Here is a 25235-nt window from a genome sequence, read left to right as displayed (position 1 = left end):
TAAATTCTAATCATTCTGCTGACTACCCAAAAAAGCATCCCAACCCTGCGCCGTCAAAGCCACCAGCTGGTTTGAACCTCTCGCCACCATAAAGTTTCCTTCCTCCTTTTCAACGGCGTGACCAATAATGGTAAAATCAGGATGGTTCTTCATTTTTTCAAAATCATTTGGAGAAATAGTGAATAATAATTCATAATCTTCTCCACCACTTAACGCCGTCATTACAGGATTTAAATTAAATTCATCCGCTGTTGTAATCGTTAAATTATCCATCGGAACTTTCTCTTCATACAATCTGAAACCCACTTTGGATTGATCTGAAAGATGCAGGATTTCTGAGGCCAGACCATCAGAAATATCAATCATTGAGGTAGGTTTAATATCCAGCTGTTCCAAAGTTGCTTTAACATCAGTTCTTGCTTCAGGTTTTAACTGTCTTTCCAAAATATAATCAAAACCGTCCATCTCAGGCTGCATGTCAGGATTTGCAAGGAAAACGGCATGCTCTCTTTCAAGAATCTGAAGTCCCATGTAAGCGCCTCCCAAATCCCCAGTTACTACCAAAAGATCATTCGGTTTGGCACCGCTTCTTTTAACAATATTTTCTTCATTTTCTAGTCCGATAGCTGTAATGCTCATGATTAAACCAGCGTTGGAACTTGTTGTATCTCCGCCAATTAAGTCAACTTTATAATGGTTACACGCCGCCTGAATTCCGGAATATAATTCTTCCAGAGCTTCCACCGGAAAACGGTTGGAAACAGCTAATGAAACCAAGATTTGAGTTGGTGTTGCGTTCATTGCAGCAATATCGCTCAGGTTGACAACAACAGCTTTGTAGCCCAAATGTTTTAACGGAACATATCCAAGGTTAAAATGTACACCTTCAGCCAAAACATCGGTCGTCAAAACGACTTTTTTACCGTCGGGATTAATCACAGCCGCATCATCACCAACGCCAAGCTCCGTAGAGTCATTAACGATTGGGAAAAACTGTGTAAGGTGTTTTATCAAGCCAAATTCTCCTAGTTTGGAAATGGGCGTTAATTCTGGTTCTTTATCTTCAAACATTTTTTATGGGTAATAAGTAATTGGTAATAAGTAATATTTTTGAATCTTAGACATTGAATATTTGCGGATCAATATTCTCCGGACGGAAAGGCAGTTTCTTAAAATCTTCTCTCGTCATCAAAATGGTGTCCGCAGTTTTGTATTTATTCATCGCTTCAACTACATCGTCCGGTGGAGTGGTCATTTTTCTGAGCATCGTATCGATCCAGACTCCGGTGGCTTCTGAGGTTGCACAGTGTGAACCGTCAGGAAGATAAAATTTGTGTACAAAACGGTAAATAGCCGCATCTTCTGCGCAACCGTCGATCTCAAGACTTACAATCACTTTCTGATCGGCAAAAATTTCCTTGAAAAATGAAAACCTTTCATGCATGATCACCGGGCCAATTCCCCAGCGGCTCATTTGGGTAACACCCATTTTTTCTTTTTTCATAAAAGCCATTCTTGTTTGTGCACAATACTGTACATAAGAAGAGTTGGCAAGGTGTTTATTGGCATCCAGATCGCTCCAGCGAACTTCAAAAGTATGATAGAAAGTCATTTAAATTTATTTTAAACCACAAAAGTCACAAAGTTAAATAAACATGATGAAGCTAAAATTTAGCTTATTAAAGTTCAAAAAAGGATTGTGCCTGAGCAGTTGATTTATTGTCACAAAATTACTCAAATAAGATGGTTTATAAAAATTGTAGTTTTGCAGAAATAATCCTTTACATAAAGCTTTTAAATTTTTTGAAAAGACGGAATGATCAGAATCCCTTTTTGATCTTTCAGAAACTTAAAAAACGGAAAGCTTTTGTGACTTTTGTGGCCAATTCAAAACTATGAAGCAAATAATCATTATCGGAGGTGGTGCAGCAGGGTTTTTCTGTGCAGCCAATCTTGACGAAAAAAAATATAAAATCACAATTCTGGAGCAGAATTCAGACGTTCTTCAGAAGGTGAAAATCTCTGGTGGGGGACGTTGCAATGTTACTCAGGGGTGCTTTGATCCAAAAGAATTGGTTCAGTTTTATCCACGTGGAAATAAAGAATTGCTGAGTGTTTTCACCAAATTTCAGCCTGGCGATACAATGGATTGGTTTGAAAACCGAAATGTTCCTTTAAAAATAGAAAACGACAACAGGGTTTTTCCTGAAAGCAATTCTTCGCAGACGATTATCAACACTTTTTTAAATGAAATCCAGAAGAAAAATGTTGAAGTTAAAACAAAATGTTCCGTTAAGGAAATTGAAAAGCTGAATGAAAAATATTTAGTCAAAACCAGTTTAGGTGATTTTGAAGCGGATTTTGTGGTGTATTCCACCGGTAGTTCGCCGAAATCTTTAAAGATGATTGAGAATTTAGGGCATAAAATTATTGATCTTGTTCCGTCACTGTTTACTTTCAATATCAAAGATGATTTGTTGAAAGACCTATTGGGAACGAGTTTCGAAATGGCAGAGACCTCAATTCCAAAACTGAAAACCGAAGAAAGCGGACCACTTTTAATTACACACTGGGGACTTTCGGGGCCTGCTATTCTGAAGATTTCCGCTTGGGAAGCTATCAATCTGGCAAAAGTGAAATATAATTTTGAAATTGAGGTGAATTTTATTTCAAAAGATCTGGTTGAGGCAGAGGAATTATTTCTTAATTTTAAACAATCCAATCCGAAGAAAACAATTGGATCATCGAAAATTTTTGATGTGACAAACCGTTTCTGGCAAAGAATTCTGGAAGTTTCAAATGTAAATGTTAACAAACAGGTTGCGCAGATTTCAGGAAAAGAAATGCAGAGCATCATTGAAAACCTTTGTAAAAAGAAATTTCAGGTAACTGGAAAATCAACTTTTAAAGATGAGTTTGTAACCGCAGGAGGAGTTGATTTAAAGGAAATTAACTTCAAAAATATGTCTTCAAAACTTTTACCAGATTTTTACATTGCCGGAGAAGTTTTAAATATTGACGCTGTGACAGGAGGTTTTAATTTTCAGGCATGCTGGAGTGAAGCCTGGCTGATTGCGCAGGATTTGAATAATTTGTAAACAATTGTGTCATGCGAAAATTATTAGCATTATTTTTCTTACTGATTACCATTAAAATATTTTCCCAAGAAAATGTTTCGGTTAATCAGAAAAATGAGAATGTTGATACTGTTTATGAAAACCCTTTTTCTGAGGGATTATACGGTTTTAGGAATAAATTTTATACAACTTTTGATAGTGATAAAATTAATGGAAAAGGTGTAATCAAATCTGTAGCTACTTTTGTAATTACTTCAGAAGGAAAAATCACTGATATAAAAGCAACAGGAAAGAATATTTCTATGAATAATGAAATGGAGCGCACGATTAATGAATTGAACAAGTTTAAATGGGTTCCTAAAAAGATTGATGGTAAACCAACCGATTCTAACTGGAGATTACCAATGACAATTACATTTCAAAGTGATTAAATAGATGCTTTCCCTCAAAAAAAACATTCCCAGCTTTCTAAAAATCCTTCTCATTGCAGGATTCGTGTATTTCTTTTGGCTGATGTTAAAAATCACTTTAGAATACATTCCGCTTAAAACAGATGTGAGTTTCCTGATGATCAAACAGACCGAAGTGGAAGGAAGACCTGAATATCTTTGGTTTTTCTATACTCACGTTTATACCAGTATTTTTGTTTTGCTGGCAGGGCTTTTAGCCATTATCAGAAAAGATTTCGGCTTAAAAAACTTTCACAGAAACGCCGGGAAAATTTATATTTTTCTGATTCTTTTCCTTGCAGCACCTTCCGGAATTTACATGGGAATTTTTGCCAATGGAGGAATTTTAGCCAAAACATCATTCATAATTCTAGGCTGTCTGTGGTGGTTTACGACATTTAAAGCATATCATTTAGCACGACAAAAAAGATTTAAACAACATAAACAATGGATGTGGCGGAGTTTTGCCCTTACAGTTTCTGCGCTTACTTTGAGAATCTGGAAGGTAATTATTGTATATTTATTTCATCCAAACCCGATGGATGTTTATGAAATTATTGCATGGCTCGGCTGGGTTCCAAACATCATTTTAATAGAATATTTAATCAGAAAAAAACAGATATGAAAATTGTAAAATTATCGCTACTTGCGTTTTCAGTTGCAACTTTAGTGAGTTGTAAAAAAGAAAAAGAAGCAACAAAATCACCTAATGAAAGTATGGCAGAAAAGAAAGATTCTGTCATAGTTCCTGAAATTCACAAAGAGTTGTATGGAATTTACACCGGCGATTTTTTTGGAAAAGGAAAAGTCTATGACAGAGAATTTGATGAAAGCTATGAGGGAATAGATTACAGAAAACTTTCTTTAAAAATCAACAGAATTACAAAGGATTCGGTTTACGGGCAAAGTATTGTCAACGGAAATCAAAGGCCTTTCAGAGGGGTTTTTAATGAAACTGCCAACTCATTTATTCTCGATGAACCGGGAAATGACAAAACAGACGGAAGATTTGAGGTGAAAATCTATAAAGACTCGATGTCTGGAAGTTGGGCAGCTTATAAAAAAACGGGCATCAATGTTCCTGTAAAGCAATTGAAGTTGGCTAAAAAAGAGTTCGTCTACAATCCAAATTTTATGCTTAGCGAAACCTCCGATCTTATCGATTGGGAAAATCCTAAAGAATTTAAAGAGAAATATACCGATGATGAAGGTCATACAGAGTCTTACACAACTTCTAAAAACAGATTTGCCTCTGATGCAGTTTTTAAAATCAATGCTTCAAAACAGAAGCTGACTGAAAAAGATCTTAAAAACCTAAGAAAACTTGATATGGAAATCATCAAGAATGCAGTTTTTGCAAGACACGGTTATGCCTTCAAAAAACCTACTTACAGATACTTTTTTGAACAGACAGACTGGTATATTCCGGTTTCAAATAATGTAGATAATGAGCTGTCAAAAACTGAAAAAGAGAATGTAGTTCTTCTCAATCGCTTCATCAAATATGCGGAAGATAAATATGATCAGTTTGGAAGATAATTTTTTTCAAATCAGACTTTTAAATAAATAAAATCTTTATTCATGGGGAAATTGGGCGACTTTGCAATTTTACTTTTTTTACCTATTGTAATACTTTTTCAGATATTTTTAGGATTTATCATCACATCAGTCTGGAAAATAAAGGTCATAGAAAACGATTCAGTAAAGAAATATTTAACCTTTTGGCTTTATGGTCTTGTAGGCTCAATAGTTTTATCAGCCGCTGTTGCAATGATTTTCTTCGGTTTTCAGAAGCTCATGGTATTTCTGTTCAGATAAACCGGGATAAATAGAAGCATACAGCCAACAGCATAGCAAAGAATATCAATCCACGAGAAAGAATTTCCAATCACGATGTACATCAGACTTCTGGGTTTGAAGCCTAATTTTTCGGCGATATTAAAGTATTGTGCAAATTCAATCAGACAGGAAAAAAGGAAAATTCCGGAAATCAGTTTTATGCTGTTTATTTTTAAAAAAGTTCTTACGAAAGTGTAGAGTAAAATCACCACAATTAAATCGCCTAAATAAGCTCTCACAAAGAAATTGTTTTTAAAAACTGTTGCAATAAGAACTTCTACACAAAAAAGTAGAATAGTGAGCAAAAGGTATCCCAGACTAAATTTAATTTTCATTTCATGTTTATTTATTGCAAACATAAATTATTTACCAAAAAAAATCCAATTTTATTGATATAAATTTAAGAGAAAAGTTTTTAAGGCATTTTTTTTGTAACGAAAGCCTTATTGATAATTATTCTAATTTTGCAAAAAAAAAGAAATCGAATGAAAAAAATGTTGATGATACTGATGTTTGCTTCAATTGGCGCAAATATGCAGGCACAGACAAAAACCAAATCTGATACTCTGGCAAAACCACAAGCCGCAAAAACTGTAGAAGATTTACCAGATTACGCCGAGTTGCAGAAAAGACTCGACCTGAAAGATGTGGTGACCGTTGCAGACCAGGAACCCGAATTTCCGGGAGGTAAAAAAGCCTATTTATACAGAGTTTCTGAGAATATGCCGATTATTGACATTAAAAATAAAGAACAATTCAGCACCACCATTTATGTAATCGTAGAAAAAGATGGGTATGTAAGAAGATATGCTGCCATCAGTAAAAATAAAAAGCACGCTGCAGCAGGCGAAGAAGCGGTAAAAAAAGTTTTTGAACGCTGGAAACCTGCCAAAGTTGGAGGCAAACCGGTACGCTACATTTTCTATATTCCTATTGGCTTGAGAAAATATTAGGTTACAAAAACAAAAACGGCATCAATTATTGATGCCGTTTTTTATTTTTAAATTTCTAATTTTGAAAAAATGAAGAATATTATACTTTTTTGCAGTCTTTTTGTTTTCGGATTTTCCTGGGGACAGGAAAAAATCTATGGCAATGAAGAGCCTTATGAGCAAGCCGACATTGTGCCGCAGTACGTTGGCAAATCTGCTTTTAAGAAAGATTTATTTGAAAATTTAAACCTCTCAGAATTAGCTTCCGACAAAGATTATTTTGCCAATGTAGAATTTATTATAGAAAAGGATGGCAGCATGTCTGCGATAAAATCTTCAGGTGATGACAAAGCTTTTAATGCTGAAGTTGTACGCGCATTTAAAACGCTGAATATTAAGTGGAAAAGTGCCGGGAACGGAGGCAAAAAAGTTCGTTATCATGTGGAAACTTCAGTTTCAAAATCAGTTGTTCTAAAAGGAACGAATAGTGCTCCCAACCTATTTGGAAGAAAGAAAATGGACAACAAAAAACTCTATGAAGTTGTAGAGCAGTTGCCGTGGTATCCAAGAGGAGTAGAAAATTTTAAAAGTTTGATTAAAAGTGAAGTAGGTAATTCTATTGAAAGCTATACTTTTACCGCAAGTTTTATCATAGAAACCGACGGAACTTTATCTGATGTGAAAATTTCTGGTGACAGTCAGGAAAAAAATGAGGCAATAAAAAAAGCGATTGAAAAGCATTCTGTAAAATGGTCTCCTGCAAAGTTTGATGGACAAAATGTAAGATTCAGATTTCCGGTAAAATTTTGATAAGTTTGGAATGAAAATTAAAATGATTAAAAAAATGAAAATATTATTCTCTATTCTAAGCTTATCAATGAGCATTTTTGCTTTTGGACAAAATATTTATACTTCAAGCCCTGTTCCGCCACCGCCTTCAACTCACAGCCCGGATTTAAAAGCAGATATAACAAAAATCTACGACAAACCAGATAAAATGCCTGAGTTTCCAGGTGGAGTGGTCGCTTTCGAAAGTACAATTAGAGAAAATACTGATAGTGCAGGTTTTGAAACCGAGACGGGTGAAAAGGTATTTAAATGTTTTATTTCTTTTACGGTTGAAAGAGATGGAAGCATGACAGGTATAAAAACCACAGGCGCAAATGAAGACTTCAACAAAGAAATATACAGAGCAGCCAGAACTATTAGAAAAAAATGGAAACCCGGAAAATATAAAGGCGAGAATGTGAGAAGCCGGTTCAATATCCCGTTTACAATGAATGTTAAATAAGAGCGGTCTTCAGGATGTTTACGAATAAAAAAATCATAGTGCTGTTGGCGTTACTGATATCGGGAATTTCTTTTGCACAAGATTCACCGCCCACTACACCTCATAAAGCGAAGAATATTGATGATATTGCATTAGTAACTGTTTGCTATGATTATCCCGACCATGATGCCTATTTTCCTCATGGAAATGAAGGTTTTTCTAAGAAAGTTGAGGATGCAATCATACTGCATTCAGTAAAAATTAAAAAAAAGGGTGAAAAAACTCTTAAAGCAATTCTCAGTTTCACCGTAGAAAAAGATGGAACTATCACAGAAATTAAAGTGGATGGCACAAATGAAACTTTTAATCATGAAGTTAAAAAAGCAGCAAAACAAGTCAAAGGTAAATGGGTTCCCGGGAAAAAAAACGGCTATTTAGTGAAGGTAAAGAAGCAGATCCCTGTAACAATAATTGTTGAAGCAGATTAATTTCTAAGTCATTCTATGAATAATAAAATTACAATATTTCTGATGTTGCTTTTTAGCGGAATTATTTTCGGGCAGGATTCTATCAGAGATTATGGTCAGCTTAATGAATTGGCACTGAAAGACAGAAACGGAAAAGTAAGTATGGAGGCCGAGCAACCTTCAACTTTTCCTTTGGGTGTTGATGCTTTGAGAAATATGATTGCAGATAATTTCAGAATGAGGAAAATAGTGACCACTGCTGATAAGGAGTTTTGTACTCTCATTTTTATTGTCGGCAAAGAGGGAACGATAGAACACGTAAAGTCTGTCGGAAATAATCTTACCTTTAATCAGGAAGCGGAAAGAGCACTTTTAAAAATTAAGCAAAAATGGACTCCTGGTATCATGAATGGCGAGAAAGTACGTTGCAGGTTCAAAATACCATTAACAATAACCTTTAGTAACAAATAAAGATATTCAACTACTTCCCAATCATCTTCTTAATCGAATTCAGCTTCATCAAAGCTTCAATTGGTGTCAAAGTATTGATGTCAATTTTCGTAAGTTCTTCCCGGATATTTTCCAAAACAGGATCATCCAATTGAAAGAAAGACAATTGCATGTTTTCTTCCGTCACTCTTTTTACGCCTTCAGTTGAACCACCTTGAGTGCGACTCGCTTCAAGAGTTTTCAAAATATCATTGGCTCTGTTGACCACTTTTGATGGCATTCCGGCAAGTTTTGCGACGTGAATACCGAAACTGTGTTCACTTCCACCCTGAACCAGTTTTCTCAAAAAGATAATATTTCCCTTATTCTCCTGAATGGAAACGTGGAAATTTTTAACCCGTTCAAAATTCACAGTCATCTCATTCAACTCATGATAATGCGTTGCAAATAAAGTCTTTGCCTGTGTGGGATGTTGATGAAGGTATTCTGCAATCGCCCACGCAATCGAAACCCCGTCATACGTTGACGTTCCACGACCAATTTCATCCAGTAAAATCAAACTTCTATCGGAAATATTATTTAAAATATAGGCTGCTTCATTCATTTCTACCATGAAAGTTGATTCTCCGGCAGAAATATTATCTGAGGCTCCAACTCTTGTAAAAATTTTATCTAAAACGCCAATTTCAGCGTGTTTTGCAGGGACAAAACTTCCAATCTGAGCCATTAAACAGACAATCGCGGTCTGACGGAGAATTGCAGATTTACCCGCCATGTTGGGACCGGTAACCATAATAATCTGCTGAGAATCCTTATCTAAAAATATATCATTCGGAATATATTTTTCACCCAAAGGAAGTGCATTTTCAATGATTGGGTGTCTGGCTTCTTTTAAATCGATTTTAAATCCGTCATTCAAAACGGGTTTTGTATAGCTCTCAGAAACCGCCAGTTCAGATAAACCTACTGCCACATCGAGCTGTGCAATAATATTTGAATTTTCCTGAATTCTGTCCATGTAAATCATCGTATCCGAACAAACTTTTCGGTACAGTTGATTTTCCAAAACGCTGATTTTTTCTTCAGCGCCAAGAATCTGGCTTTCGTATTCTTTTAATTCCTCAGTGATATATCTTTCTGCGTTTACAAGCGTCTGCTTTCTGATCCAATCGCTCGGAACTTTATCTTTATGTGTATTTCTTACTTCAATAAAATATCCGAAAACATTATTAAAATCGATTTTCAGACTGGTAATTCCGGTGCGTTCCACTTCACGCTGACACATTTCGTCCAGAAAACCACGACCTTTATTCTGCAAACCTCGTAAATGATCGAGTTCTTCGGAGATATTTTGTCTAATCACATTTCCTTTCGCAAGATTTACAGGAAGTTCTTCATTCAAATGATTTTCAAGCAATTGAATCAAATCGTCCAATGAATTTAAAGGTTCCAACCAAGCTAAAACATCGGCATGAGAATGAAGCAATCCTTTGATTTTCTGAATATTGATCAGACTTTGACGGAGATAACCTAATTCTTTAGGTGAAATCTTTTCTGCCGCCAGTTTTCCCATCAAACGGTCCAAATCTGAGATAGCTCTCAACAGTTGGGAAATTTCGTACTTAAGATTATCGTTTTCGTTTAAAAAATCGATTAACGAAAGTCGTCTCCCGATTTCTTCAACCGATTTTAAAGGCAGAATAATTCTTCTTCTTAACAATCTTCCACCCATCGGAGTGGAAGTTTTATCGATAATATCTAAAAGAGATTTCCCTTTCGGATGGCTTGGGTAAACGATTTCAAGATTTCTCAGCGTAAAATGATCCATCATCAAATAATCTTCCTGCGGAATAATCTGAATCTTGGTAATGTGTGCCAATAACTTGTGATGCGTATCTTCAACCAGATAAGCGAAAATGGCTCCTGCAGCAGTAATTGCCAAAGGCAAACTTTCAACTCCAAAACCTTTTAAGGAATTGGTTTTAAATTGATTGGTGAGTTTTTCGTAAGCGAAATTGTATTGATAAGCCCAATCTTCCAGTTTAAAGACATTCCTGTTTTTCAGCTGTTCGGGAATCTGTACACTTCGCTGATAAATAATTTCACTCGGATCAAAGGTGCTGATGATGTGTAAAATTTTATCTAAATTACCTTCACTCACCAAAAATTCTCCTGTAGAAACGTCGACCAAAGCAATTCCGTATTTTTCTTTTTCTTTATGAAGCGAAAGCAGGAAATTATTCTTTTTTGAAGTCAAAACCTGATCGTTGAACGTTACTCCCGGCGTAACCAATTCTGTTACTCCACGTTTTACAATTCCTTTTACAGTTTTTGGATCTTCCAACTGGTCGCAAATTGCCACACGAATTCCCGCTCTTACCAATTTAGGCAAATAAGAATCCACTGAATGATGCGGAAATCCCGCCAGCTCGATGTGCCCTTCGCCGTTGGCTCTTTTCGTAAGAACAATTCCTAAAATCTGCGAAGTTTTCACAGCATCCTGCCCAAAAGTTTCGTAGAAATCGCCCACTCTGAAAAGCAGCAGCGCATCAGGATATTTCGCCTTGATGGTGTTGTACTGCGTCATTAACGGGGTCTCTTTCTTCGTCGCCTTTGCCATTGAGATATACTTAAAATTGGGTTGGTAAAAATAGGAAATAAAAAAGAAGGAGGGAAATGTTGATTTTAGTTTCCCACAGAAGTTTTATGTTATTAAGTAAAATGATACAATCCAGATTTTTCAATAAATGGTTGCAGGTTTTCGATAACCTTTCTATTTGTATACCAAATGATTAATGTATAATCCCAATCTTCAGATATTATACATTCTAACTCTGGGATTATATACATTGAAAAATCATTTGACGTTTTAGTCATTGACTCTTCGTAATTAGATAGTGTTTCTTCAATATTATTAATGTCATTTAATTTCTTTTCTTTTAAATCAACACCCTGCATCTTATAATGTTTGAAAATAATTTTTATTAAAGAATTAAATTTAGACCAATCAGCCTCTGTGACTTCATCCAATTGATGATAGTTTTCTTTGCCAAGCCAACCTGGCCAAAGTGAAATGAATTGCTTTTTAAATTCATTTCTTATCACATCATCTTTAAAATATTTTTCGAACATTTGATTGTTTAAGTGTGATTTTATAATGCAATAATTTGAATATTACTTTCTAATACCTGAGCTTTCGTTTTATATTCAGTTTTATTTACAATTTCGGTAAGACTATCGATTAACCCAGTTTCATCCTGTAAAGTTATCATAACTTTGGTCGCTGACTGCTGATTAGCTTCCAAATTATTAATCATAATTCGCATTATTTCTAAGCCAAATTTATCATCAACAAATTGAAATTCTTCAAAAACAAAAAGGCAATTATTTTCTGCAATCCAATCAATGTGAAAGTCAAAGATTTGGTTATCATTATATTTCCCTTTCGTTTCGTAAAACGGTGAGAATAGTTTTTTTGTTTGAATTACATTTAGATAATCAGAAAATGATTTCATCGACTTAGGAAATCTAATAAATTCAAGATTATTATTTTCAAGAATTTGAGTAAGACTTTCATGTCTTTCTTTTTCTGTTTTTCCAACAATTAAAATGTGTTTCTGAAAAGTAAATTTTTTATCCATTTTTTATAAACGGGAAAAGTTTCAATACACTAATTCTTACCTTTTTTACTTAAATGTTTCTCCAAAGCCTCTGTCGCTTTCTCGTAAGCCCATTTCTGCTTGTAATCAACCCATTCTGATTTAAATAGTTTTCGTAAAATTTTATCGGTGTAGCGCATAATGAAAACATGGTACAGCATATTGGCAAAAACTTTCGGTTTATTTGGTAATGCTCTGAGCGACATTGAAAAACCGGGTTCCAAATATCTGTTGAAATGCCAGAATGCACCGGGAATAAAAAGTGCATCCCCATGTTCCATAAAAATCTCAATACCTTTTGCGTATTTCAGTGCAGGAAATTTTTCGTAGTCAGGATTTTCATAATCGATGTCGTAAACTGTGTGCACTGACAACGGAACTTTATACAAAAACTTCGATTGCTTTTGGTCAAACAACAAAATTCTTTTCTTTCCTTCAAAATGAAAATGCATGAAATCTCCCAAATCTACATCGTAGTGCATCAAAACATGAGCTTCGCTGCCTCCAAAGAATAAAGTCGGAAGTCTTTTAAAAAATTTTATTCCCAAATCGGGATACGTGAAATTTTTCAGCAATTCCGGCAGACGGTCGGTAATGATGTAAAAGAAAATACGCAGGTCAGAAGGTTTAGATTTTATCGTATCGATGTAATCTTTCATTTTCATCTTCGTTACAGGAGCATCAGAACTCTTTTTAGAATCGGCAGGCTTATTGTCGTACAAAGGAACTTCCTGTTCCCCCGCTTTTTCTTTAATGAAATCGAAATTCCATTTGTCGTAGGCTTCCCATCGGCTTGCATAGTTTTTTATAAGAAGTGGTTTCTGTTTTTTGAAGTAATTTTCCTGAAAATCTTCTTTGCTGATGTCGCTTACTACATCTACGTTTTCGAGAATCATCTGTTTTGGGTTTAATGAAAAATAAAAATAGTGTTTTTTTGAAATTTGGGAAAATTTTGGAGTAAAAATAGTTCTCACAGATTTCACAGATTTGCACGGATGATTGTGAATAAAATTGCCACGAATGCACGAATACTATTGATTTGTGTATTTTAAATTTTTCTTTCGAAAAGTAGTGAAACGGCTTTGGTTACCTTTATTTAATTATTATAGCTTAAATTCCTTGCTTATCCCTGCGGCTATTATCGCAAGGATAGACAAAGTTTTTAAATGGGTTCTCTTTTAAGACAAACAATGGCATTTCATTTAGCAAGGAAATACAATTTTAAATACTCATCATTTAATAAATAACGAGTTATTTAGATTACAACTTCAGTAACAAGCGATAAAAAATTCTTGCATTCATGGCCTAATAACAATTAAAAAATCTGCTGTGTTAGCTTCATCCAAATGAGAGATTTAACTTTAAAATTCCACGAAACAATAAACCGAATATTTTATCTTTGCAAAAAGCACATCAGCCATGAGAGTTTACAACACCAAAAATTTCCTGAAGATCCTCATCAGCTTGCACAGAAGTGATACGCTGAAAATTTTGTTTCCGACGATGGTTTTGATGGCAGTATACTCTTACGGAATCCAGTATCTTGAGATTGAATATTTACATTTAACGTCAAAATCGAAGGTCAGCAATGTGGGAATGATTCATTCTTTATTGGGATTTGTGCTGTCTTTGCTTTTGGTTTTCAGAACAAATACGGCGTATGACCGATGGTGGGAAGGACGAAAACTGTGGGGAAAACTGATGAACGATACCCGAAATTTTGCCATCAAAATCAATACTGTTCTTAAAGACGACAGAGAATCTGCTGATCAGATTTCAAAATATTTAAAGTTTTTCCCACATCTTTTAGCAAAACATCTTTCTCAGGAATCGACGAGGCTCGCTTTGGATGAGGATTATTCGGAAATCAAAAATTCATTAAAAAATCACGGACCCAATGATCTGATGATTCAGCTTACTGAAAAATTATATCAACTTAAAAAAGAAGGAAAAATTTCGGATGTTGAAATGTTGTATTTAGACACGCAGGTTTCCGGTTTTCTGGATGTTTGTGGAGGCTGTGAGAGAATTAAAAACACGCCGATTCCGTATTCATACTCTTCATTTATAAAGAAATTCATCATTTTATATGTATTGGCTCTGCCGATTGCGTATGTGATCAATCTTGGATTATTTATGATTCCGCTGACGGTTTTTGTATATTATGTGTTGATGAGTCTGGAACTGATTGCAGAGGAAATTGAAGATCCTTTTAATAATGATGAAAATGATATTCCGATGGAGACGATTGCGCAGAATATTGAGAGAAATGTGCATCAGATAATGGGTGCAAGAGAATAGTTAATATGCGATGCAACTAAAATTGATGGCTTCGACAAGCTCAGCCTGACACTATGAAACTTTTTTTGTTAGAGATGTCACGCTGAGCCTGTCGAAGCGTTTCGTAAATGTTAGCTTAAATGCTGAAAAATTTAGAATGAATTTTTAAATCCATTCAGAAAGAAGAATTCGTAAATACTAATAAGAAATAAACAAATTATTTTGGTCAATAAATTAAAACTGGAAGAACTCAACAGAATTGATGTAGAAACTTTTAAAAAAGTTGAGAAAATTCCGTTGGTGGTGGTTTTGGATAATATCAGAAGTATGCACAATGTAGGTGCAACTTTCAGAACGGCAGATGCGTTTTTGGTTGAAAAAATCATTTTATGTGGAATTACTCCGCAACCGCCACACCGTGAAATTCACAAAGCTGCTCTGGGAGCAACCGAGAGCGTTGATTGGTCACATGAAGCAGATATTAATGTCACAATCAATGATTTAAAAAGTCAGGGATTTGAAGTGGTGGGAATCGAACAGACCACCAACAGCACGATGATTACTGATTTCACCATTGATAAAACAAAAAAGTACGCCGTCATTTTAGGAAATGAAGTAGAAGGAATCAGCGATGAAGCGCTTCAGAATATTGATGCTTTTATTGAAATTCCACAGTTGGGAACGAAGCATTCTTTAAATGTAAGTGTCTGTGGCGGAATTGTGATGTGGGAGTTCGCGAAAGCTTTAGGAATTAAATAAGTAGCAAATATTTGTAATTAAAACTTTGAGGTTTTTGCTGAGTGAAATCGAAGGTTCGACGAAGTCAAACGCCTTTGCAAACTTAAAAGCAGTCAGTATTTAAAAAAGAAGCACAAAAATTTAGATTTGAAAATCAGTATAGGCTCTAAAATAAAAAAACTGCGTCCGTCAAAAGACAGTGCAGTTTGAAATAAATCTAATAAAAAGTAAAAATGAAAGGCGACAAAGGTACTTCAAATTTCTTTACAGGCAAATTTTTATTTCACTTTTTTTATTTTCATGAAAAAAAACTGCAATAAAGCAGGAAGGTTTCGTTTTTAATTTTATAAATTAGCACAATGTTTATCAAGGACTATATCTCAAAAGATTTTCCGTGTTTTCATCTGACTGACTCTGTAGAATCGGCTAGGGAAACCCTAGAAGCATTTGGATATACGCATATTTTCATCAAAAAATCACACCATTTCTACGGAGCCATCGCCAAAGACTTTCTTTATGAAGAAGAAGGAACTTTGAAAAACCTCGAACATCAGATCGAGCGCTTCGCGATTCTGGAGGATAATAATATCATGGACAGTATTCGTCTGTTTTATACATTCAATGCGAATGTGATTCCTGTGATCAATAAAAACGAAAAATATCTGGGCTACATCTGTTGTGATGATGTTTTTCAGACTTTTTCAAAATACCCTCTGTTTTCGGAAACCGGTGCTACTTTAACGATAGAAACTCCGGCAAGAAAATATTCAATGACCGAAATTGCCAACATCGTCGAGAGCAACAATTCTAAGTTCTATGGCGGATTTATCAGTTTTATGTCTGACGAATTTATTCACATTACTATTAAAATCAGCAACGAAAATTTAGCTTCCATCGACGCTACTTTTGACCGTTATGATTACCGAATTGTAGAAAAATATTATTCTGATGAGAAAACAGACCTCTTCAAAGACCGCTTAGGTTTTTTACAAAAATTTATCGAAATATAATATGAAGGCAGCCATATATTCTCAGAAAAAAGATCTTGATACTTTTTTATATTTAAGCAAATTTATTTCTGAACTGGAAAGCAGAGGCGTAAAATCTGTTTTGTTTGACGAAATGGCTGAGGCACTTCAATTTTCAAAAATATTTGAGACTTTTGGCAACAAACAGGATCTTATCGAGAAAAAAGTGGATCTTTTTTTTACTTTCGGAGGCGACGGAACGATTGTGAATTCCCTGACTTTCATTGAAGATCTTGAAATTCCCATCGTAGGTGTAAATACCGGAAGACTGGGTTTTTTAGCAAGTTTTACCAAAGAGGAAGCCTTCAAAGAACTCGATTCTATTTTAAAAGGTGATGTAAAAACCAGCCGAAGATCGGTGATCGAAGTGGTTTCTCCAAAGTCTGACGAATTTTTTCCGTATGCTTTAAATGATGTGACGATTTCCCGAAAAGAAACGACATCCATGGTGACGGTAGATTCTTATATCAATAATGAATTTCTCAACGTTTTTTGGGGCGACGGTGTGATTGTTTCTACGCCAACGGGTTCTACGGCTTATTCTCTAAGTTGTGGCGGACCGATTATTTCTCCAAACAACGAAAATTTTGTCATTACTCCAATTGCGCCGCATAATTTAAATGTAAGACCTTTGGTTGTTAACGATAAAGTTGAAATTAAGTTTAAAGTAGAAAGCCGGGTTCCGCAATACTCTCTTTCTTTAGATTCAAGATTAATTCATATTGAAACCGATAAGGAAATTGTGATCAGAAAGGCAAGTTTCCAGCTGTTACTGGTACAGCCGAATAATTTAAGTTTCTACGAAACCATCCGCCAGAAGCTACTTTGGGGACGCGATAAAAGAAATTAGTAATTTCTTAAAAATTATTACCTTTACAAGAATTTTTCAAACATACCCTAATTTTATATAAAAAGTAAACATGAGCAGAATTTTTCCGGCAGGAGTTGCCACAGGTCAGTTAGTTTCAGATATTTTTCAGTACGCTAAAGAAAACAAATTTGCATTACCTGCAGTGAACGTAATCGGTTCCAGCAACGTCAACGCAGTAATGGAAACTGCAGCAAAATTAAACTCACCTGTAATCATTCAGTTTTCTAACGGTGGAGCATCTTTCAACGCTGGAAAAGGATTGAGCAATGACGCTCAGAAATCAGCTATTTTAGGTGGTATCGCTGGAGCAAGACATATTCATACTCTGGCTGAAGCTTACGGAGCGACAGTAATTTTACATACCGATCACGCTGCAAAGAAATTATTGCCGTGGATCGACGGTTTGATGGACGCTAACGAAGAATTCTTCAAACAAACAGGTAAATCACTTTACTCTTCTCACATGTTGGATCTTTCTGAAGAGTCTTTGGAAGAAAACCTTGAGACTTCTGCTCATTACTTCGAAAGAATGGCAAAAATGCAAATGACTTTGGAAGTTGAAATCGGTGTAACCGGAGGTGAAGAAGATGGTGTTGACAATTCTGGCGTTGATAACTCTTTACTGTACACTCAACCTGAGGATGTAGCTTATACCTATGAAAAATTAAAAGCTGTTTCTGATAACTTCACGATTGCTGCTGCTTTCGGAAATGTGCACGGTGTTTACAAGCCAGGAAACGTAGTTTTAACTCCAAAAATCCTTGATAATTCACAGAAATTTGTTCAGGAGAAATTCGGAACTGCTGACAAACCGATTAATTTCGTATTCCACGGTGGTTCAGGTTCTACTTTAGAAGAAATCAGAGAAGCGATTGATTACGGGGTAATTAAGATGAATATCGATACCGATCTTCAGTTTGCTTACACAGAAGGAATCAGAGATTACATGGTAAACAACGTAGAATATCTGAAAACTCAAATCGGTAACCCTGAAGGCGAAGAAAAGCCGAACAAAAAATTCTATGACCCAAGAGTTTGGATCAGAAAAGGAGAAGAAACTTTCTCTAAGAGATTGGTTCAGGCATTTGAAGATTTAAATAATGTAAATACTTTAAAATAAATTAATTTGAGATTTGAGGTTTGAAATTTGAGATTGTCTGAAATGAAAATTTCCTGATAAACCCGAATTTCAAATTTCAAATCAATAATTTCAAATCAACAATATGGCATTCGACTGGTTTAAAAGAAAAGCACAAAATATTACCACTTCTACCGACGAGAAAAAAGATGTTCCGAAAGGGCTTTGGCATCAGACTCCGTCTGGAAAAGTGGTGGAACATGAAGAACTGAAGAAAAACAACTACGTATCTCCTGAAGACGGATTTCACGTAAGAATCGGAAGTGCTGAGTTTTTCAGTATTCTTTTTGACGAAGGAAAATTCACTGAGCTGGATGCGAATGTTGAAAGTATAGATATGCTCAACTTTAAGGACACCAAGTCGTACACCGACCGTCTGAAAGAAGTAAAAGCCAAAACAAAACTTACCGACTCGATCAGAAACGGAGTAGGAACCGTAAACGGGACTGAAATGGTGGTTTCATGTATGGATTTTGCGTTCATCGGAGGATCTTTAGGTTCTGTGATGGGTGAAAAAATCAGAAGAGCGATTGATTACTGTATCGAAAAAAGACTTCCGTACATGATTATCTGTCAGTCTGGCGGAGCGAGAATGCAGGAAGCAACATATTCTTTGATGCAGTTGGCAAAAGTGCAGGCGAAACTGGCTCAGCTTTCAGAAGCAGGACTTTTATACATCGCTTATCTGTGTGACCCGACTTTCGGTGGAATTACCGCATCTTTTGCAATGACTGCAGACATTATTATGGCTGAACCAAAAGCACTGATCGGATTTGCAGGTCCAAGAGTTATCCGTGAAACCATTGGTAGAGATTTACCGGAAGGTTTCCAGACTTCAGAATTTCTGCAGGAAAAAGGTTTCGTAGATTTCATTGTTAAAAGAACTGAAATCAAAGAAGTAGTTTCTAAAACAGTAAATTTATTAGCCGTTAAAGCTTAAGTTTAAACTAAAAATCATACAATCTCTCTCTATTACGGGAGAGATTTTTATTTTTGGTGATAATTCATTTGCTGTTATTTAAAATTTATACGGAATAATTTTAAAGCTAAAAGCCAAGAGCAATAAGCCAAACGCCAACCTATGAGGACTTTTAAAGTAATTTTCAACACCATAAAAAGCATGAGTTTAAAGAAGATTCTTAAACTCTCATCGGCCGTTTTGCCGCATCCTCTTTTTTCGATTATGAGTTTTTATGCGACGGTGAAAGCTTTTTCAATCGCTCAAAAACTATATCCTAAAACGGCATCTAAAAACGGGGAAGGAAATGCTTTCAGACACGCATTTTGGTGCTGTTTGATTATGATGTACTGCAGCAAAATTTCCTCGCCCGAAAAAGCATTGAATTTCTGCAAAAAAATTACAGATTTGCACGAAGAATTATTTCCCAACGAACCTTTGGAAACCAAAATGGATCTCCACAATAATAAGATCGGAATGGATTATTTTATGGAACTTTTACCGGGAATTCACCGCCAGTTTTTTGAGAAAAATTTCTTTATTGAAGAACTTCAAAAGAAGACTGCCAACGCAAAGGTTTTGAAAAGTTTGGATGATGATTTTGCGGACGAGTTGGTTTATTTGGATGAAAAATAACTTTTATGTTCACTATTCACATAGTTTGTCATTCCGTAGGAACCTAAATTATTATTTTAAAAAAAAATTGTCCTGTGATTCCTACTGAACGACAAACATTCTGGGAATTTCTTCACGTCAACAGAAATTATATTTCATCACTTTTTGCAATCTGAAGTTTTTTTTAACTAAGTTTAAACAATTAATTTAATCAAATGGTTCTCAGCAGAATTTGGTCGGCTTTCATCATAATCGCCATCGCCATTGCAAGTATAAAATACATTTCATCAAGCCACTACAAAACCATTTTCAACGATATGGTGGTTGGAAAAGGCGGTGATACGGTACAGGTGGCAACTCAAAATATCACTGCGCTTTCTCCTATTGTGAGAGACAGTCTGATGAAAAAAAATGATTTCGCTGACAACAGAATTCATTACAAAACCGATTCTTTAAAACAGGACGTAAAAGTTTACCGCGTTCAGGAAGCAGATGGTGTTATCGGAACTTCAGAAACGGCAGTTAAAATCTGTATTGGACTTATTGGAATCATGACACTTTTTATGGGATTCATGAGTATTGCGGAAAAAGCAGGCGGTATTAATTTGTTAAGCAGATTTATTCAGCCATTTTTCTCAAGACTTTTCCCTGAAATTCCAAAAAACCATCCTGCGTTTGGACATATGCTGATGAATTTCAGCGCCAATCTCTTAGGTTTGGATAATGCCGCAACACCTTTTGGATTAAAAGCCATGGAAAGCCTTCAAACATTAAATCCAAATAAAGATACTGCCAGCAACTCACAGATTATGTTCCTCTGCCTTCACGCAGGTGGAATGACTTTGATACCGGTTTCCATCATCGCTATCAGGGCGTCAATGGGTTCAAAAACTCCTACCGATGTTTTCCTTCCCTGCATGATTGCTACTTTTGCAGCAACAATGGCGGCAATGATTATCGTATCATTATACCAAAAGATCAATCTTTTAAAACCCATCGTTCTTGCCTATGTTGGCGGAATTTCAGTATTAATCGGTCTTCTGGTAGTTTATTTGGTTCAGCTGAGCAAAGATGAGCTCGATGATTTCAGTAAAGTTCTGAGCAATGGTTTGATACTTTTCATCTTTTTGGCCATCGTTCTTGGAGCTGTTTATAAAAAGATCAATGTTTTTGACGCCTTTATTGACGGAGCAAAAGAAGGATTTTGGACCTGCGTAAAAATCATTCCTTATTTAGTAGGAATGTTGATTGCCATTTCTCTTCTGAGAACTTCCGGTGTTTTCGATGTGATTATTGATGGAATGAAATGGGTTGCCTATGCCGCAAATCTCGATGCACGCTTTGTTGACGGACTTCCGACAGCTTTAATCAAACCGTTATCCGGTTCCGGAGCAAGAGGAATGATGGTCGACACTATGGCAACTTTCGGAGCAGACAGCTTTCAGGGGAAATTGGCGGCAGTTCTTCAGGGAAGTTCAGATACTACGTTTTACGTGATTGCAGTTTATTTTGGAGCTGTAGCTGTGAAGAATACGAGATACACGGTTGTTGCTATGCTTTTGGCTGATTTGGTAGGTGTGATTACTGCGATTGGATTAGCTTATTTGTTTTTTGCTTAGAAATCGAATTACAATCATCATTTCGACTAATATGAAAATCAAATTCACATTAATCTTATTTTTCGTTCTTTCTTTTAATGCTATTTTATTTGCACAAGGTGCATGGAATATCGGCTATCTAAAAATTGGAGATATTACGAAAGAACAGGTGGGAAAAAAATTTAGAATAGATTTTAAATCCAATAAATTGAAAGAAAAAGAACCTTTCATAAGATCTTATTTTCATTCAAAAGATTCCAATTTTCTTTCTATTGACAGCAACAAAATAGAATTTATTGAGGTGCGAAAAATCTATACTGATGCAGGATATTATGAAGATCAATTTTTGGTTTGCAAAAAATGTAAGGCAACTCTCAGAATATTAGATATGTTATTATTGGAAGTAAAAGAAGAAACATTAATTTTTGTGGCTGATTTTGAAAAAGAAATTAATGATCAAACGGATAAAATAAGCTTCAAGAAAGAAGTTGAGGTTCACAAAAATGAATTGGAAGGATTAATCTTTTTAAATTCAAAATTTTAAATTAAATAAAAATTATGATCACAGATAAAGAATTCACATTAAGACTCATCCGTCAGCTATCTCAAGCCTTAGAAAAACTGATTTTAGACAAACCTGAAGAAAGTTTGATGCAGAAAGAACTCGATTTCGATTCTTTGATGAAAGATATTTTCAAGTTTGATTTTATTACGCTTTCAGCAAAACCGAAAGAGGAAGTCATTGAGATTGTAAAAGAAAGACAGGAAAGAGATCACAAAGATTATTACGAAATGCTCGGAAATCTTTTCTATTATAATGGAAAGGTTTTGGCTAACAATGATTTTTTAGACAAAGCAAAAACTTTCTACGAGCTTTATTTACAAACCAGCGGCATTTTTGCACTTCCGGTTATTAACAGAATCAGCGAGATTGCAGGTAAATAATCTCCTGCGAAAGAGGGTAAGGATTACAAACAGAAGATTACAGAAACTTCTGATACATGAAAAATCACTTGAGTAAGTGCTTTTGTATTTTTAAAAGGTTATGCTGTAAGTTCCGGTGGATGATACACTGGATTTTTCAGCTTTTACATATTGTCTTACCCACGCTGTAGAAGTCTGAACGATGCAGGGATCTGAAATTCCGCCTGATCTTCGGGCAGAAGTAATGTTACCCGCTTTATCTACTTTGTAAGAAATTTTGATGGTTCCGCTTGCGGTACATTTGTGACTTGGTTGTGTACCTCCTTTTCCCATGGTTCCGGGAATGAAATGTGTAAGGCTCCTGTCAACTCCTATTTTGCTGTCTCCATCACCGTCGCCACCTAAAGGATCTCCGGCATTCCCCGGACCTTTTCCATCCCCTTGGTTACCAGATTTGTCGCCTCTACCGGACAAAAATTTACCAAAAATATTTTTTCCCTGACCGTCTCCGTTTCCGGTTTTGCTGTTGGAAGTGACTGCGCCACCTTTGGTTTTACTTTTTACCGGGCTGCTAGCTGGTTTCGTATTGGTTTTTGCATCGTCTTTTTTGGCAACTTTACGGTTGTCGTTTCCGGAAACTGCTTTTTCCTTGACGTCGGCTTTTTTACTTTCGGCTTTCGGTTCAGTTTTAATAACTGTATTGGGTTCGGTTTTGCTTTCCAGCGGCTCGGCTGTAGTCTCATCAGCTTTGGCGGCCTGACTTCCTTTCTGTGGAGCGGGTTCTTCAAAACCATCACCGTTTCTGTTATCACCGAAATTCACCAGCATCGTTGTGATAATCTCCGGCTTCTTCTCTTCTTCGGTAGGCTTAAGTTTATAGATAAAAACAAACAGCAGAATCGCAGACCATATCAAAACAGATAGAATTCCGCTTTTGATCCGGTCTTTGTTGTGTTCGTTATTGTCTAATGTATAGCTTCTCATTATCAGTTGTTTAACTTAAAAGATTTCTGAATTTATTTAATTTAAATTCAACTCTTTTTTTGATGTCTGAATTGTAATTTAGTTAAATAATATTGATTTAAGTTTAATCAGATTCTTCCTTTTAAAACTTTATCAGTAAAATTAATTTTCCTTCACCGTCGCAATTGCAATGTTCAGTTTGTGTTTTTCTGCGATTTCCATGGCAAAAATCACGTCTTTATGCATCGTATTTTCGTCCGCACGGATAGTAAAAGATTTTCCCTGTCTTGAATTCAGTAAACTTACAATCGTCTGTTCTACCTGCTCTCTCGGAACTGGTTTGTCGTCAACAAAATAACTTCCTTCCGCATTGATCGTCACCGTAAGCGGATTTGGCGTGTTGTCTGTCGCAGTATCTGCCTTTGGAAGCTTCACATCAATCGAGCTTTGATTGGCCGCCGATGAGGTAATCATAAAAAAAATCAGCATCAGCAGGATAACGTCTGTCATCGCTGCTAAACTGAATTCCGGATTGGCTTTATTTCTTCTTTGAATTTTCATCTTTAAAGATTATAAAGGTTTGTTGATAATATCCAAAAATTCTCCGGACATATTCTGAGCATTCAAAACAAATTTATCAATTCTCGTCAAAAGAATATTGTAGGCAAAGTTAGCCGGAATCGCCACAGCCAAACCAACTGCTGTCTGCCCTAAAGCCGTGTAAATACCTTCAGATAAAGTTTTAGGTGAGAAAGAACCTTCAGCGTGTGACAGATTAAAGAAAGCAATAATCATCCCGATTACCGTACCCAAAAGTCCCAGCATCGGTGCAATACTTGGTACGACTGCCAGAAGATTCAGGTTTTTTTCCATGTTGGCAACTTCTACCTGCGCCTGAGATTCCATTGCACTTACGATGTCAGAAACCGGTCTTCCCAATCTGGAAATTCCTTTTTCTAAAATTCTTGCTTCCGGCGAATTCTGTGTTTTACAGTAGTCTAATGCAGAATCTATCTTTCCGCTTCTTACAAAATCCTCAATATTATTCATAAAATTGGAATCTGTTTTTGAAGTCACTCTTTTAATAAAGAAAAATCTTTCAAAGAAAAGATAGACAGAAAATATACCCAACAAAAGTACGGTTGCCATTACGATTTTGGCAAAAGCACCTCCGTGAAACATGATGTTCCAAAATGAAAACTCGGCACTTTCTGCAGTTACTACAGGTGCTGCGACCTGTGCAAATAAAACATGAGTAAGTTCTGTTACAAGCATTAATCTGTATTTTTTAGTAGTTTAAACGACAAAAATAAAGGAATATTATCAATTTTAATCTTAAAAAATGCTTAAAAGTGAGCTTTTAATATAACAACAGCAAATTTCCCTTCAAAATGAATGAAGAGAAATGCTGTGGTTTATCTTTAAATTATTTGAATTTAATCTTCGTCTATCTCAATCTCATCCTGCTTGAGCAGACATTTTAGTCTGAACGGAAGCGGATTGTCTGAGCCGGTGTAGAAATCGTCAATATGCCCTTTCCAGATCAGTTGAAGTTCGCCGTTTTCGTCTTTTTCAAAACAAAGTTCGTTATCATAAAGATAAGCCTCTTCATCATCAAAAAGATCTACTTCTGTGTAGGATTCTTCGTCTGAATCGTTTACAGCAAACGTTTTGTCTTCAATCTCGCCGGAATCTATCGGAAAATCAAAAACTTCCATTGAAATCTGAGGAAAGTTATACTGTAGAGAATCGTCTTCCACATGATCCAAACTGTCGTCTGTGGTGATTTCTACTTCCAAAAAATGTTTCTGATTAAGGTAAACGGCTTTGCAATAAGTGTGATTGATATTGTATTTAAGCGTTTCGTCCGGGTGGTAAATTTTTAAAATCCCTTTCATTATTTCTTAGAAAAGATCCGTAATGGTATGAATGTTAATTGTTTTAACAAAGATAGAAAATTGACTGAATGTGAAAAATTT

General features: G+C 35.6%; 30 protein-coding genes. 19 read left to right on the top strand and 11 right to left on the bottom strand.

Annotation, left to right across the window (positions count from 1 at the left end; genetic code table 11):
* Nucleotides 1–6 precede the first annotated feature (6 nt).
* Both thiL and AC2A1G_RS07320 read right to left on the bottom strand, forming a co-directional pair.
* Complete coding sequence (gene thiL, locus AC2A1G_RS07325) at nt 7–1071, bottom strand: thiamine-phosphate kinase (protein WP_484046268.1); 1065 nt, start codon at nt 1069–1071, stop codon at nt 7–9.
* A 46-nt stretch (nt 1072–1117) separates the two neighbouring features.
* Entirely contained in the window at nt 1118–1612 is a 495-nt protein-coding gene (locus AC2A1G_RS07320) for an acyl-CoA thioesterase (RefSeq protein WP_484046267.1), read from the bottom strand.
* A gap of 283 nt (nt 1613–1895) precedes the next feature.
* On the opposite strand from AC2A1G_RS07320, the gene AC2A1G_RS07315 reads away from it, so the two are divergent.
* Genes AC2A1G_RS07315 through AC2A1G_RS07300 form a run of 4 tightly spaced genes read left to right on the top strand, consistent with a single transcriptional unit; the run spans nt 1896 to nt 5065 of the window.
* Entirely contained in the window at nt 1896–3098 is a 1203-nt protein-coding gene (locus AC2A1G_RS07315) for a BaiN/RdsA family NAD(P)/FAD-dependent oxidoreductase (protein ID WP_484046266.1), read from the top strand.
* Between the two features lie 11 nt (nt 3099–3109).
* Nucleotides 3110–3508: an energy transducer TonB gene (locus AC2A1G_RS07310; RefSeq protein ID WP_484046265.1), complete on the top strand. Its 399-nt coding sequence runs from the start codon at nt 3110–3112 to the stop codon at nt 3506–3508.
* Nucleotides 3509–3512: 4 nt separating this feature from the next.
* Nucleotides 3513–4151 (top strand): DUF2306 domain-containing protein, encoded by a 639-nt coding sequence (locus AC2A1G_RS07305; RefSeq protein WP_484046264.1) that lies wholly within the window; start codon nt 3513–3515, stop codon nt 4149–4151.
* Nucleotides 4148–5065, top strand: coding sequence for a YARHG domain-containing protein (locus AC2A1G_RS07300; RefSeq protein WP_484046263.1), 918 nt, complete (start codon nt 4148–4150; stop codon nt 5063–5065). Before AC2A1G_RS07305 ends, AC2A1G_RS07300 begins: the two co-directional genes overlap by 4 nt.
* Nucleotides 5066–5313: 248 nt before the next feature.
* Here AC2A1G_RS07300 and AC2A1G_RS07295 read toward each other — a convergent pair whose 3' ends face one another.
* Nucleotides 5314–5700 carry a ribosomal maturation YjgA family protein gene (locus tag AC2A1G_RS07295; protein ID WP_484046262.1) on the bottom strand — a complete coding sequence of 129 codons (387 nt, stop codon included), beginning with the start codon at nt 5698–5700 and terminating at the stop codon, nt 5314–5316.
* Nucleotides 5701–5850: 150 nt separating this feature from the next.
* Between AC2A1G_RS07295 and AC2A1G_RS07290 the strand changes: the two genes are divergently transcribed.
* The 5 genes from AC2A1G_RS07290 (at nt 5851) to AC2A1G_RS07270 (ending at nt 8505) form a co-directional block, all read left to right on the top strand.
* Nucleotides 5851–6318 carry an energy transducer TonB gene (locus tag AC2A1G_RS07290; protein WP_484046261.1) on the top strand — a complete coding sequence of 156 codons (468 nt, stop codon included), beginning with the start codon at nt 5851–5853 and terminating at the stop codon, nt 6316–6318.
* Between the two features lie 69 nt (nt 6319–6387).
* Complete coding sequence (locus AC2A1G_RS07285; RefSeq protein WP_484046260.1) at nt 6388–7107, top strand: energy transducer TonB; 720 nt, start codon at nt 6388–6390, stop codon at nt 7105–7107.
* A gap of 34 nt (nt 7108–7141) precedes the next feature.
* On the top strand, nt 7142–7588 hold the full coding sequence (locus tag AC2A1G_RS07280) for an energy transducer TonB (protein WP_484046259.1): 447 nt from the start codon (nt 7142–7144) through the stop codon (nt 7586–7588).
* A 14-nt stretch (nt 7589–7602) separates the two neighbouring features.
* A complete protein-coding gene (locus AC2A1G_RS07275; RefSeq protein ID WP_484046258.1) occupies nt 7603–8055 on the top strand; it encodes an energy transducer TonB in 453 nt (150 codons plus the stop codon).
* Nucleotides 8056–8070: 15 nt separating this feature from the next.
* The gene (locus AC2A1G_RS07270) at nt 8071–8505 is read left to right on the top strand and encodes an energy transducer TonB (RefSeq protein ID WP_484046257.1); all 435 of its coding nucleotides are present in this window, start codon (nt 8071–8073) and stop codon (nt 8503–8505) included.
* A gap of 10 nt (nt 8506–8515) precedes the next feature.
* On the opposite strand, the gene mutS is transcribed toward AC2A1G_RS07270, so the two are convergent.
* The 4 genes from mutS to AC2A1G_RS07250 all read right to left on the bottom strand — a co-directional run bounded on the left by mutS (nt 8516) and on the right by AC2A1G_RS07250 (nt 13039).
* Complete coding sequence (gene mutS, locus AC2A1G_RS07265; RefSeq protein WP_484046256.1) at nt 8516–11104, bottom strand: DNA mismatch repair protein MutS; 2589 nt, start codon at nt 11102–11104, stop codon at nt 8516–8518.
* Between the two features lie 92 nt (nt 11105–11196).
* A complete protein-coding gene (locus AC2A1G_RS07260) occupies nt 11197–11616 on the bottom strand; it encodes a hypothetical protein (protein ID WP_484046255.1) in 420 nt (139 codons plus the stop codon).
* 20 nt (nt 11617–11636) lie between these two features.
* Nucleotides 11637–12125, bottom strand: a complete 489-nt coding sequence (locus AC2A1G_RS07255; RefSeq protein ID WP_484046254.1) for a hypothetical protein — start codon at nt 12123–12125, stop codon at nt 11637–11639.
* 29 nt (nt 12126–12154) lie between these two features.
* Entirely contained in the window at nt 12155–13039 is an 885-nt protein-coding gene (locus tag AC2A1G_RS07250) for a cupin-like domain-containing protein (RefSeq protein WP_484046253.1), read from the bottom strand.
* A 523-nt stretch (nt 13040–13562) separates the two neighbouring features.
* Here AC2A1G_RS07250 and AC2A1G_RS07245 point away from each other — a divergent pair.
* The 10 genes from AC2A1G_RS07245 (at nt 13563) to AC2A1G_RS07200 (ending at nt 22314) form a co-directional block, all read left to right on the top strand.
* Entirely contained in the window at nt 13563–14444 is an 882-nt protein-coding gene (locus AC2A1G_RS07245) for a bestrophin family protein (protein ID WP_484046252.1), read from the top strand.
* Nucleotides 14445–14645: 201 nt separating this feature from the next.
* The gene (locus AC2A1G_RS07240) at nt 14646–15182 is read left to right on the top strand and encodes an RNA methyltransferase (protein ID WP_484046251.1); all 537 of its coding nucleotides are present in this window, start codon (nt 14646–14648) and stop codon (nt 15180–15182) included.
* A 338-nt stretch (nt 15183–15520) separates the two neighbouring features.
* Entirely contained in the window at nt 15521–16171 is a 651-nt protein-coding gene (locus AC2A1G_RS07235) for a CBS domain-containing protein (protein WP_484046250.1), read from the top strand.
* A 1-nt stretch (nt 16172) separates the two neighbouring features.
* Nucleotides 16173–17039: an NAD kinase gene (locus AC2A1G_RS07230; RefSeq protein WP_484046249.1), complete on the top strand. Its 867-nt coding sequence runs from the start codon at nt 16173–16175 to the stop codon at nt 17037–17039.
* A 70-nt stretch (nt 17040–17109) separates the two neighbouring features.
* On the top strand, nt 17110–18180 hold the full coding sequence (gene fbaA, locus AC2A1G_RS07225) for a class II fructose-bisphosphate aldolase (RefSeq protein WP_484046248.1): 1071 nt from the start codon (nt 17110–17112) through the stop codon (nt 18178–18180).
* Nucleotides 18181–18283: 103 nt separating this feature from the next.
* Nucleotides 18284–19138 carry an acetyl-CoA carboxylase, carboxyltransferase subunit beta gene (gene accD / locus AC2A1G_RS07220; protein WP_484046247.1) on the top strand — a complete coding sequence of 285 codons (855 nt, stop codon included), beginning with the start codon at nt 18284–18286 and terminating at the stop codon, nt 19136–19138.
* 141 nt (nt 19139–19279) lie between these two features.
* Nucleotides 19280–19792 (top strand): DUF6973 domain-containing protein, encoded by a 513-nt coding sequence (locus AC2A1G_RS07215; RefSeq protein ID WP_484046246.1) that lies wholly within the window; start codon nt 19280–19282, stop codon nt 19790–19792.
* 194 nt (nt 19793–19986) lie between these two features.
* Nucleotides 19987–21390, top strand: coding sequence for a nucleoside recognition domain-containing protein (locus AC2A1G_RS07210; RefSeq protein ID WP_484046245.1), 1404 nt, complete (start codon nt 19987–19989; stop codon nt 21388–21390).
* Nucleotides 21391–21577: 187 nt separating this feature from the next.
* Nucleotides 21578–21913 carry a hypothetical protein gene (locus tag AC2A1G_RS07205; RefSeq protein WP_484046244.1) on the top strand — a complete coding sequence of 112 codons (336 nt, stop codon included), beginning with the start codon at nt 21578–21580 and terminating at the stop codon, nt 21911–21913.
* Nucleotides 21914–21927: 14 nt separating this feature from the next.
* On the top strand, nt 21928–22314 hold the full coding sequence (locus AC2A1G_RS07200) for a hypothetical protein (RefSeq protein WP_484046243.1): 387 nt from the start codon (nt 21928–21930) through the stop codon (nt 22312–22314).
* Between the two features lie 90 nt (nt 22315–22404).
* On the opposite strand, the gene AC2A1G_RS07195 is transcribed toward AC2A1G_RS07200, so the two are convergent.
* The 4 genes from AC2A1G_RS07195 to AC2A1G_RS07180 all read right to left on the bottom strand — a co-directional run bounded on the left by AC2A1G_RS07195 (nt 22405) and on the right by AC2A1G_RS07180 (nt 25154).
* A complete protein-coding gene (locus tag AC2A1G_RS07195) occupies nt 22405–23277 on the bottom strand; it encodes a ferric siderophore ABC transporter substrate-binding protein (protein ID WP_484046242.1) in 873 nt (290 codons plus the stop codon).
* Nucleotides 23278–23418: 141 nt separating this feature from the next.
* Entirely contained in the window at nt 23419–23817 is a 399-nt protein-coding gene (locus AC2A1G_RS07190) for an ExbD/TolR family protein (RefSeq protein ID WP_484046241.1), read from the bottom strand.
* Nucleotides 23818–23826: 9 nt separating this feature from the next.
* A complete protein-coding gene (locus AC2A1G_RS07185; RefSeq protein ID WP_262150252.1) occupies nt 23827–24531 on the bottom strand; it encodes a MotA/TolQ/ExbB proton channel family protein in 705 nt (234 codons plus the stop codon).
* A 161-nt stretch (nt 24532–24692) separates the two neighbouring features.
* Nucleotides 24693–25154 (bottom strand): hypothetical protein, encoded by a 462-nt coding sequence (locus AC2A1G_RS07180; protein ID WP_484046240.1) that lies wholly within the window; start codon nt 25152–25154, stop codon nt 24693–24695.
* Nucleotides 25155–25235 lie beyond the last annotated feature (81 nt).

The organism is Chryseobacterium sp. HNCC26DJ240 (assembly GCF_057180485.1).
Note: the sequence above shows the minus strand (reverse complement) of the source record. Positions and strands in the feature narration are given on the sequence as shown.